Origin of the sequence: Streptomyces pathocidini, from assembly GCF_001418495.1 — a bacterium.
GTDB lineage: Bacteria > Actinomycetota > Actinomycetes > Streptomycetales > Streptomycetaceae > Streptomyces > Streptomyces pathocidini.
In genome coordinates this window covers 1-10,147 of sequence record NZ_LIQY01000144.1, presented here as the reverse complement: position 1 = coordinate 10,147, position 10,147 = coordinate 1, and the positions used below count along the sequence as shown (strand labels likewise).

At 71.4% G+C, this 10,147-nt stretch carries 10 protein-coding genes; 4 read left to right on the top strand and 6 right to left on the bottom strand.

Going from position 1 to position 10,147, the window contains the following annotated elements; genetic code table 11:
* On the top strand, nucleotides 1–774 hold a 774-nt coding region (locus AOK16_RS09025), incomplete at its 5' end, for an FAD-dependent oxidoreductase (RefSeq protein ID WP_240483465.1).
* 159 nt (nucleotides 775–933) lie between these two features.
* Nucleotides 934–1,968, top strand: a complete 1,035-nt coding sequence (locus AOK16_RS09020; RefSeq protein WP_079101203.1) for a DeoR/GlpR family DNA-binding transcription regulator — start codon at nucleotides 934–936, stop codon at nucleotides 1,966–1,968.
* Nucleotides 1,969–2,124: 156 nt separating this feature from the next.
* Here the strand turns inward: AOK16_RS09020 and AOK16_RS09015 are convergent, their stop codons facing one another.
* Nucleotides 2,125–3,900, bottom strand: coding sequence for an acetyl/propionyl/methylcrotonyl-CoA carboxylase subunit alpha (locus AOK16_RS09015; protein ID WP_055471721.1), 1,776 nt, complete (start codon nucleotides 3,898–3,900; stop codon nucleotides 2,125–2,127).
* A gap of 393 nt (nucleotides 3,901–4,293) precedes the next feature.
* Here AOK16_RS09015 and AOK16_RS09010 point away from each other — a divergent pair, with 393 nt between their 5' ends.
* Entirely contained in the window at nucleotides 4,294–4,773 is a 480-nt protein-coding gene (locus tag AOK16_RS09010; RefSeq protein ID WP_055471720.1) for a hypothetical protein, read from the top strand.
* A gap of 117 nt (nucleotides 4,774–4,890) precedes the next feature.
* On the opposite strand, the gene AOK16_RS09005 is transcribed toward AOK16_RS09010, so the two are convergent.
* From AOK16_RS09005 to AOK16_RS08990, 5 genes are all read right to left on the bottom strand, one after another.
* A complete protein-coding gene (locus AOK16_RS09005) occupies nucleotides 4,891–5,514 on the bottom strand; it encodes a Maf family protein (protein ID WP_055471719.1) in 624 nt (207 codons plus the stop codon).
* A gap of 365 nt (nucleotides 5,515–5,879) precedes the next feature.
* Nucleotides 5,880–7,343 (bottom strand): peptidoglycan D,D-transpeptidase FtsI family protein, encoded by a 1,464-nt coding sequence (locus AOK16_RS09000; RefSeq protein WP_055471718.1) that lies wholly within the window; start codon nucleotides 7,341–7,343, stop codon nucleotides 5,880–5,882.
* A 96-nt stretch (nucleotides 7,344–7,439) separates the two neighbouring features.
* Nucleotides 7,440–7,565, bottom strand: coding sequence for a morphogenic membrane protein MmpB (gene mmpB, locus AOK16_RS28950; protein WP_276202486.1), 126 nt, complete (start codon nucleotides 7,563–7,565; stop codon nucleotides 7,440–7,442).
* A gap of 96 nt (nucleotides 7,566–7,661) precedes the next feature.
* On the bottom strand, nucleotides 7,662–7,868 hold the full coding sequence (locus tag AOK16_RS08995) for an acyl-CoA carboxylase epsilon subunit (protein WP_055471717.1): 207 nt from the start codon (nucleotides 7,866–7,868) through the stop codon (nucleotides 7,662–7,664).
* A 39-nt stretch (nucleotides 7,869–7,907) separates the two neighbouring features.
* Nucleotides 7,908–9,515, bottom strand: coding sequence for an acyl-CoA carboxylase subunit beta (locus AOK16_RS08990; protein WP_055471716.1), 1,608 nt, complete (start codon nucleotides 9,513–9,515; stop codon nucleotides 7,908–7,910).
* 222 nt (nucleotides 9,516–9,737) lie between these two features.
* On the opposite strand from AOK16_RS08990, the gene AOK16_RS08985 reads away from it, so the two are divergent.
* Nucleotides 9,738–10,147: biotin--[acetyl-CoA-carboxylase] ligase (locus tag AOK16_RS08985; RefSeq protein ID WP_420865372.1), on the top strand; the 410-nt coding region annotated here is incomplete at its 3' end.

The window sequence follows — 10,147 nt, the reverse complement described above, 5'->3', positions numbered from 1 at the left end:
GGACCGGCATCGGCACAGGGACCGGCATCGGCACAGGGACCCGCATCGGCACAGGGCCCCTCCTCGCCGGAGGCGGGCGAGGCGGGCGCGGAGGCAGAGGGAGAGGCCGGCGACCGCGTCGAGGTCACACTCGCCGACGGCCGCGTGATCACCGGCACGCACTGCCTGATGGCGGTCGGCTCGATCCCCAACACCGCCGACATGGGCTTGGAGGAGGCCGGGGTCCGGCTCAAGGAGTCCGGGCACATCTGGACCGACCGGGTCTCCCGTACGAGCGCCCCCGGCGTGTACGCGGCGGGTGACTGCACGGGGATCCTGGCGCTCGCCTCGGTCGCGGCGATGCAGGGCCGGATCGCGATGTACCACTTCCTCGGTTCCGCGGTCGCCCCGCTGGACCTGAAGACGGTTTCGGCCAATGTCTTCACCGACCCGGAGATCGCCACCGTCGGCTACTCGCAGGCGGACCTGGACAACGGGCTGATCGACGCCCGCGTGGTCAAGCTGCCGCTGCTGCGGAACCCGCGCGCGAAGATGCAGGGCATCCGGGACGGTTTCGTCAAGATCTTCTGCCGCCCGGGCACGGGCATCGTCGTCGGCGGTGTCGTGGTGTCCCCGCGCGCCAGCGAGTTGATCCACCCGATCTCGATCGCGGTCGACAACAACCTGACGGTCGAGCAGATCGCCAACACCTTCACCGTCTACCCGTCGCTGTCCGGCTCGATCGCCGAAACCGCACGCCAGTTGCACGCCCGGAAGACGCAACGCGAGGCGTGACGGCGGCAGTTCGGGTCCCGTACGGTCGCCTGCGGGACCGCTGAACGGCGAACAGGGCAACCAACCCGTATATCAGTTCTGAACGGCCGCCACGAACAACTTCTGTTATTCGGCGCAAAGTGCTGAAACCAGACGGTCGTTGGGGTTACTGTCAGTTTCGTGTTCGCTGCAGAACGTCGCCAATTGATCCTCGAAATGGTGCGAGCGAACGGAGCGGTGTCGCTCCGAGAGCTCGCCCGTGTCGTCCAGACCTCCGAAGTGACCGTACGGCGGGACGTGCGTGCACTGGAGGCAGAAGGACTGCTGGACCGCCGCCACGGCGGTGCGGTGCTGCCGGGCGGTTTCACCAGGGAGTCCGGCTTCCCGCAGAAATCCCATCTAGCGACCGCGGAGAAGACGGCCATCGCCGATCTCGCGGCCGGTCTCGTCGAGGAGGGCGAGGCGATCGTCGTCGGTGCGGGGACGACCACGCAGGAGCTGGCCCGCCGGCTCGCCCGCGTCCCCGGACTCACCGTGGTCACCAACTCCCTGCTCGTCGCCCAGGCGTTGGCGCACGCCAACCGGGTCGAGGTCGTGATGACCGGAGGCACCCTGCGCGGCTCCAACTACGCGCTGGTGGGCAGCGGCGCCGAGCAGTCCCTGCAGGGGCTGCGGGTGTCCCGCGCCTTCCTCTCCGGCAGCGGGCTGACCGCCGAACGCGGCCTGTCCACCTCCAACATGCTGTCGGCGAGCGTGGACCGGGCCCTGGTCCAGGCCGCGGCCGAGGTCGTGGTCCTCGCGGACCACACCAAGCTCGGCACCGACACCATGTTCCAGACCGTGCCCACGGACGTGATCACCCGCCTGGTCACCGACGAGCCGCCGCTCCACGACGACCGGGCCGCGACGGAGTTGCAGGCCCTGGCTGACCAGGGCGTGCAGATCGCGGTCGCGGGGCCCGGCATGGCGGACCCCGGCCACGGTGCCGAGGCTGCCGGTCCCGCCTCGTCGCCCGGTGGCCGCAGGCCGCGCCGGATGGGCCCGCCCGGCGCCGCGAAGGGCGGCGACGAACTGCCGCTGCCCGGCCCGCGGCGCAACCACCCGCCGGGCCCCGGCGGACCCCCGCAGCTGCGCAGCACCGCCGCCCTGGCGGACCAGCAGGCGGCGGCGGGCGGCAACCGGGCGGCCCGGATCGCCGACCTGCGCGGTCGGTAGCGCTGGGTATCTGCGGGACCGGCAGATCTGGGTGCCTGCGTGGCCGGTAGCCCTGGGACTGGGTAGCCGCTCAGGTAACGCCGCGGGGCCCGTCGATCGCTCGACGGGCCCCGCAGTGTGTCGTACCGGTGGTGCCTATACGGCCTACGGCCGGTGTCAGTCCTTGATCTCGCAGATGACGCCGCCCGCGCTGACGCCCGCGCCGACCTCGGCCGTCAGGCCCTTGATCGTGCCCGAGCGGTGGGCGTTCAGCGGCTGCTCCATCTTCATGGCCTCCAGGACGACGACCAGGTCGCCCTCCTTGACCTCCTGGCCGTCCTCGACGGCCACCTTGACGATGGTGCCCTGCATCGGGGACGCCAGCGCGTCACCGGACGCGGCCGAACCGGCCTTCTTCGCCGCCTTGCGCTTCGGCTTCTTGGCCCCGGCTCCGGCGGCCGCCGGAGCCGCCGCGATGCCCAGCGAGGACGGCAGCGAAACCTCCAGGCGCTTGCCGCCGACCTCGACGACGACCGTCTCGCGGGTCTCCGCCTCGCCCTCCTCGTCCGCCACGGGAGCCGCGAACGGCTTGATCTCGTTGACGAACTCGGTCTCGATCCATCGGGTGTGGATGGTGAACGGGCCGGTGGAGCCGGTGAGTTCGGGCGCGAAGGCGGGGTCTTGGACGACGGCGCGGTGGAAGGGGATGGCGGTGGCCATGCCGTCGACCTGGAACTCGGCCAGTGCGCGCGCCGCCCGCTGGAGGGCCTGCCGGCGGGTGGCGCCGGTGACGATCAGCTTGGCGAGGAGGGAGTCCCAGGCCGGGCCGATGACGGAGCCGGACTCCACGCCCGCGTCCAGGCGGACGCCGGGGCCGGTCGGCGGGGTGAAGGTCGTCACCGTTCCCGGGGCGGGGAGGAAGTTGCGGCCGGGGTCCTCGCCGTTGATGCGGAATTCGAGGGAGTGGCCGCGGATGGGCGGGTCGGTGTAGCCGAGCTCCTCGCCGTCGGCGATGCGGAACATCTCGCGTACGAGATCGATGCCGGTGACTTCCTCGGTGACCGGGTGCTCGACCTGCAGGCGGGTGTTGACCTCCAGGAAGGAGATGGTGCCGTCGCTGCCGACGAGGAACTCCACGGTGCCGGCGCCGACGTACCCGGCCTCCTTGAGGATGGCCTTGGACGCCGCGTACAGCTCGTCGTTCTGAGTCTGGCTCAGGAAGGGCGCGGGGGCTTCCTCGACGAGTTTCTGGTGGCGGCGCTGGAGGGAGCAGTCGCGGGTGGAGATGACGGCGACGTTGCCGTGCCGGTCGGCGAGGCACTGGGTTTCGACGTGGCGGGGCTTGTCGAGGTAGCGCTCGACGAAGCACTCACCGCGGCCGAAGGCCGCTACGGCTTCGCGGACGGCGGAGTCGTAGAGTTCGGGGACTTCCTGGAGGGTGCGGGCGACTTTGAGGCCGCGTCCGCCGCCGCCGAAGGCGGCCTTGATGGCGATGGGGAGCCCGTGCTGCTCGGCGAAGGCGACGACCTCGTCGGCACCCGAGACGGGGTCGGGGGTTCCCGCCACCAGGGGGGCGCCGGCGCGTTGGGCGATGTGGCGGGCGGCGACCTTGTCGCCCAGATCCCGGATGGCCTGGGGCGGGGGGCCGATCCACGTCAGCCCGGCATCGAGCACCGCCTGGGCGAAGTCGGAGTTTTCGGAGAGGAAGCCGTATCCGGGGTGGATGGCGTCGGCTCCGGAGTCGGCGGCGGCCTGGAGGACTTTGGCGATGTCCAGGTAGCTGGTGGCGGGGGTGTCGCCGCCGAGTGCGTAGGCCTCGTCGGCCGCGCGGACGTGCAGGGCGTCCCGGTCGGGGTCTGCGTAGATGGCTACGCTGGTGATCCCCGCGTCCCGGCAGGCCCGGGCGACGCGGACAGCGATTTCGCCACGGTTGGCGATGAGCACCTTGCGCACGATGGCTCCCTCCTGAAAACAAGGCGAGTTTAGGGACTGCCGACACGGCCTGCCGAGTCGGCCTCCGGGGTGAGCTTGCCCACACGGAACGTGATCCGCCCGCCGCCAGAGGGTCGAAACTCCTTGTCGTCCCACGGTACGCCCGCAATTCACGTGCCCGGCCCGCACTCCCGTGTGGTCAACCTCTCCACCCGGGCGACCTGTGAGGGCTGGCGTTTCTTTGTGGAATCCCTACGAACGGCTGCCGGAAACTTTGCCGATCCGGCGCCGCCGGTCGGGCGAGCCGCGGGGCTTGTCCACACCCCTTGTCTATGGGTTTACCCCTGAGTAGCGTTCCCGATGTCTTCTCAGTACCCGGGGTAACGACCGAAGTTCAGGGGTGGGTGGGGCGTGATGGCTCGCAGACCGGTGGCCGCGGTGGCGGCGGCGCTGCTGCTCGTCGAGGCGGTCGGCATCGTGCTGATCAACATGGTGCTCGGCATCAGCGTGGACCGGCAGCACATGTCGCTCGCCGGGCTCGACCCCGACGCCATGAGCGTCTCCACCTGGATCATGGGCGGCGTCTTCGGCCTCTACCTCGCCGCCTGCGCGGTGGCGCTGCTCCTCACGGCGATACGCGACCGGGCGCCCGGCCGTCTCGCGCGCGCCCTCCTCATCGGCGCGGCGGTGGTGCACGCGGTGCTGGCGATCGTGGTGGTCGGGGTCGTCGGCTGGGCCGCCTTCGCGTTCATGATGGTCATGTTCGGGCTGATCGTGCTGGCGCTGATCGTGTACGGGTCGGCGGACGGCGGGGGCCCGGAGCGCGCCGGCACCGACGCCGAAGCCGGGAACGGCGAGCCCGGCGGCAGCACGGAACCGGCCCCGGCGACCTGAAGCGCGGGGCGACCTGTCGCGGGGCGACTTGAGGCCCCGGCGGCTTGGGACGCCGGCGATCTGAGAGTGCCGGCGGCCCGGGGCGCGCGACGCCGGCCCCCGCCGCAACCCCCGGCGCTACGCCCAGAGTTCGGTGATCTCCGTGCCCACCTCGGCGAGCAGGCGCCGCAGGAGGGGCAGGGACAGGCCGATGACGTTCCCGTGGTCGCCCTCGATGCCCTCGATGAACGGCGCCGAGCGCCCGTCGAGCGTGAACGCGCCCGCCACCTTCAGCGGCTCCCCGCTCGCGACGTACGCGGCGATCTCCGCGTCCGAGGGCTCGCCGAACCTGACGGTGGTCGAGGCGGTCGCGGACGCGCGGCGGCCGGACCGGGTGTCGATCACGCAGTGGCCGGTGCGCAGGACGCCGGAGCGGCCCCGCATCGCCTTCCAGCGGGCCGTCGCCTCCTCGGCGTCCGCGGGCTTGCCGAGCGCCTGCCCGTCGAGTTCGAGCACCGAGTCGCAGCCGACGACGAGCGCGTCCGCAGCCTCCGGGCGTACGGACACCGCGTCCGCCTTGGCCTCGGCCAGCAGCCGGGCGAGCTCCGCCGGGGAGCCGGCCGTGATCCCGTCCTCGTCCACCCCGCTGACGACCACCTCGGGCACCAGCCCCGCCTGCCGCAACAACCCGAGCCGGGCGGGCGAGGCGGAACCGAGCACGAGACGACGGCGGGAAGAGGCGGCGGCCTGCGGATCAGTCATGCGCCCCAGCGTATCGAGCGACCCGCGCAACAATGCCGGGCCCGCTGGGCCGAGACCGGTCCGGCTCCCCCTTGGCCAGCGCTGGGTGGGGGTGCCCCGGCGGTAGCCAGGGGGAGTGCCCCCTCCGGGCTCCACCACTGAGGTCTCTCGCCGTCGCGGGGGAGGGAACTCCCGGGCGCTGCCCCTGGGGCTCGACCGCGTAGGTGCCGCCGCGGCCCGGGCATCCGCCTGACGGGCACCCGGTCCCGGCCAATGGGGTCTGGGACGGAGTCCCCGGAGATGTCCCCGCTACCCGATGGCGGGCGATCGGTACGGCGGAAAGCCCGGCGGTGTGCGAACCCTGCTCGGCCCCGTCGCCGCGGCCCCTACTGGCCCAGCACCGCCTGCATGACCTTCTTGGCTATCGGGCCCGCCAGGCCGCCGCCGGAGATCTGGTCGCGGGGGACGCTGTCCTCGGGGTCGATCATGACGGCCACCGCCACCGGGGACGAGCCGTCGGACTTCTTCGCGTACGAGATGAACCACGCCAGCGGCGGCTTGCTGTTGTCCGTGCCCTGCTGGGCCGTTCCGGTCTTGGCGCCGACCGTGACGCCGGAGATCAGGCCCGCCTTGCCGGTGCCCTTCGTGGCGGTGTCCTCCATCATCTGCTGGACCTTGCGCGCCGTGTCCTCGGAGGCCGCCTGCGACATCTCCTCGGGGTCGTGCTTCTCCAGCGTGGAGAGGTCGGGCCCGCGCAGCTCGTCCACCAGGTACGGCTTCATCAGCTTTCCGTCGTTGGCGATGGCCGCGGTCATCATCGCCACCTCCAGCGGGGTGGCCCGGACGCTGGCCTGGCCGATGCCGGACATCGCGGTCTGCGGCCGGTCCATCCCCTTAGGGAAGATCGACTCGGCGGCCCGCACTGGTGTGTCCACCTTCGCGTCGTTGAACCCGAACTTCTCCGCCGTCTCCCGCATCTTCTCCTTGCCGAGGTCCGAACTCGCCTTGCCGTAGACGTTGTTGCAGGAGTGCTGCAGCGCGACGTTGAGCGAGGCGTTCTGGCAGGGTGCGGTCGGGCTGTGGTTCGGCAGGACCGTGGTCGTGTCGGGCATGGTCCACGGGTCGGGGGAGTCGGTGGGGGCGTCGATGTCCTTGTAGAGGCCGTGCTCCAGGGCCGCCGCGGCGGTGAGGATCTTGAATGTGGAGCCGGGCGGGTAGACCTCCTTCAGCGCCCGGTTGTTCATCGGCTTGTCCGGGTCCTTCGCCAGCCGCTCCCACGCCTCGCGGTCCTCCTTGGACCCGCCCGCGATCGTCGACGGGTCGTAGCTGGGCGTGCTGGCCAGCGCGAGGATCTTGCCGGTGCGCGGGTCGAGCGCCGCGACCGCGCCCTTCTTCTTGCCCAGCCCCTCGTACGCGGCCTTCTGCGCCGCCGGATCGATGGTGGTCACGACGTCCCCGCCGCGCCGCGGCTCACCGGTGAGCATGTCGAGGGTGTGGCGCAGGAACAGCCGGTCGTCGGTGCCCGACAGCAGCTTGTCGTTCAGCGCCTCCAGGTGGTTGGCCCCGTAGACCTGCGAGAAGAACCCGGTGATCGGCGCGTACATCGGGCCGTCCTTGAAGACCCGCTTGTACTTGAAGTCCCCGGAGGTCTCCGCCGAGCCGGTGATCGGCTTGCCCGCGACGATGATGTCCCCGCGCGGCTGCGCGAACCGTTCGATGGCGACCCGCCGGTTGTTCTTGTGCGACTGCAGCTCCTCCGCCTGGACGAACTGGACCCAGGTGCTCCGCACCAGCAGCGCGAGGACCAGCACACCGCAGAAGACGGCGACACGGCGCAGCGGCCTGTTCATGGCGGTGGCTCCTCAGGTGTCCGAAAGGCGGGGTTTCACCTGGGGTGACGGGAATCGGCGGGGAGGCGGTTGCGCATCGCGCCTGTGAGTCGCGCCTCAGAAGATCAGCAGCACCATCAGCACCATCAGCGCCGCCGCCAGCACCTTTCCCGCGCGCCGGAGCTTCGCCTCGGCCGCGCACCACTCCTCGGAGGGCTCGTCGGAGGGGTCGGACCACAGCATGGATCCGATCCTGCGCCAGACAGGACGGTGCCGCCTGAGTACGCGTACTCAGGCGGCACGATCACATCGGGCCAGTCCGGCCCCGCTGCGGGTCCCTCAGTTCGGCCAGTACGAGCTCCGCCAGGCCTTCGAGCCCGCCCGCGGCAGCGCCCGGCGCGGCACGTTCCGCTCCTTGTCGGCCCACTCGTCCGTCTCCTCCCGCGCCGCGGACGCCGCCGAGGCCGCCGCGCGGCGCGCCTGGACCACCGCCAGTGCGGCGGCCAGCTCCTCGGGGGTCGGGTTGCCCCGTACGACCTTGTACATGGCGGCTCTCCTCACGTCTCACAGCCGGGCCCGCGGGCCCTACAGCGGGATGTTGCCGTGCTTCTTCGGGGGGAGGGATTCCCGCTTGTTCCGCAGACTACGCAGCCCGCGCACGATGTGGCGCCGGGTTTCCGACGGCAGGACCACCGCGTCGACGTAGCCGCGCTCGGCCGCCACGTACGGGTTCAGCAGCGCGTCCTCGTACTCCGCGATCAGCCGGGCCCGCACCTCCTCGGCCTGCTCGGGCGTCTCGGCCGCGGCGATCGTGCGGCGGTGCAGGATGTTGACCGCGCCCTGGGCGCCCATCACCGCGATCTGCGCGGTCGGCCAGGCCAGGTTGAGGTCCGCGCCCAGGTGCTTGGAGCCCATGACGTCGTACGCCCCGCCGAAGGCCTTGCGGGTGATGACCGTGATGAGCGGAACGGTCGCCTCCGCGTACGCGTAGATCAGCTTGGCGCCGCGCCGGATGATGCCGTTGTACTCCTGGTCCGTACCGGGCAGGAAGCCGGGCACGTCCACGAACGTCAGCACCGGCACGTTGAACGCGTCGCAGGTGCGCACGAAACGGGCCGCCTTCTCCGAGGCGTTGATGTCCAGACAGCCCGCGAACTGCATCGGCTGGTTGGCGACGACGCCCACCGGGTGGCCCTCGACCCGGCCGAAGCCGGTGACGATGTTCGGCGCGAACAGCGGCTGGGTCTCCAGGAACTCGCCGTCGTCCAGGATGCGCTCGACGATCCGGTGCATGTCGTACGGCTGGTTCGCCGAGTCCGGGATCGCCGCGTCCAGCTCCCGGTCCTCCTCCGAGACCTCCAGGTCCGCGACCTCCGGGAAGGCGGGCGGCTCGCTGAGGTTGTTGGAAGGCAGGTACGAGAGCAGGGACTTGACGTAGTCGATCGCGTCCTTCTCGTCGGAGGCCATGTGGTGCGCGACCCCGGACGTGGAGTTGTGGGTCCGCGCGCCGCCCAGTTCCTCGAAGCCCACGTCCTCACCGGTGACGGTCTTGATAACGTCGGGTCCGGTGATGAACATGTGCGAGGTCTGGTCGACCATCACCGTGAAGTCGGTGATCGCCGGGGAGTAGACCGCGCCGCCCGCGCAGGGGCCCACGACGAGCGAGATCTGCGGAACGACGCCCGAGGCATGGGTGTTGCGGCGGAAGATCTCGCCGTACATGCCCAGCGAGACCACGCCCTCCTGGATGCGCGCGCCACCGGAGTCGTTGATGCCGATGACCGGGCAGCCGGTCTTCAGCGCGAAGTCCATCACCTTGACGATCTTCTCGCCGAAGACCTCGCCGAGCGCCCCGCCGAAGACGGTGAAGTCCTGCGAGAACACGGCCACCGGGCGGCCGTCGACCGTGCCGTAGCCGGTGACCACGCCGTCGCTGTACGGGCGGTTCCGGTCCAGGCCGAAGTTGGTCGAGCGGTGCCGGGCGAACTCGTCCAACTCGGTGAACGACCCCTCGTCCAGCAGCAGTTCGACCCGCTCGCGGGCCGTCAGCTTGCCCTTCGCGTGCTGCTTCTCCACGGCCCGATGCGAGCCGGCGTGCGTCGCCTCCTCGATACGCCGCCGCAGGTCCGCGATCTTGCCCGCGGTGGTGTGGGGGGCTGGGATGTTCTGGGGGGCGGTATCCGGCTCGGACATCGGATGCGGCTCCTGCTCGTCCTGGTGTCGTCCTGGGGATGGGCGCTGCGGTGTTCTGTTGCGTTCTGCGAGGGTGCTCGGGCGGGGTCTCCCGCGGTTGCTACCGACTCGTAGCGTATCGGCGGGATCTCGCCCCGACAGTGCGGTCTTGGCCACATCATGCGTCCTCGCGGGGGACTCGGCAGGCGGGCCGTGAACTGGTACGGGGCCTAGGCTGACGCCATGACGCCACAGCACTCCGAAACCCCCGGGGGCGGCGGCCGCGAGCACCACGGGGACGGCGGCCGCGAGAGCGGCGGCGGTCGCTGGACCGATCTGGAGCGGCCGCCGCTGAACGCCACCGCGCTGCGCCACGCCCTCGTACGCCCCGACGGGCTGTGGACCGCCCTCGACGTCGTCCAGGCGACCGGGTCCACCAACACCGACCTGGCCGAACGGGCCCGCGCGGGCTCGGCCGAGCAGGGCGCGGTGCTCGTCGCCGAGGAGCAGACGTCCGGGCGCGGGCGGCTGGACCGGCAGTGGACGGCGCCGGCCCGCTCCGGGCTGTTCTTCTCCGTCTACCTCACCCCGGACGTGCCCGCCGAGCGGTGGGGCTGGCTGCCGCTGCTCGCCGGCGTCGCGACCGCCACCGC

Coding starts and splice junctions, on each gene's coding strand:
- AOK16_RS08995 (WP_055471717.1), bottom strand. CDS start 7,868: ATGTACAAGGTCGTACGGGGCAACCCGACCCCCGAGGAGCTGGCCGCC.
- AOK16_RS09000 (WP_055471718.1), bottom strand. CDS start 7,343: ATGAACAGGCCGCTGCGCCGTGTCGCCGTCTTCTGCGGTGTGCTGGTC.
- AOK16_RS09005 (WP_055471719.1), bottom strand. CDS start 5,514: ATGACTGATCCGCAGGCCGCCGCCTCTTCCCGCCGTCGTCTCGTGCTC.
- AOK16_RS09010 (WP_055471720.1), top strand. CDS start 4,294: ATGGCTCGCAGACCGGTGGCCGCGGTGGCGGCGGCGCTGCTGCTCGTC.
- mmpB (WP_276202486.1), bottom strand. CDS start 7,565: ATGCTGTGGTCCGACCCCTCCGACGAGCCCTCCGAGGAGTGGTGCGCG.
- AOK16_RS08990 (WP_055471716.1), bottom strand. CDS start 9,515: ATGTCCGAGCCGGATACCGCCCCCCAGAACATCCCAGCCCCCCACACC.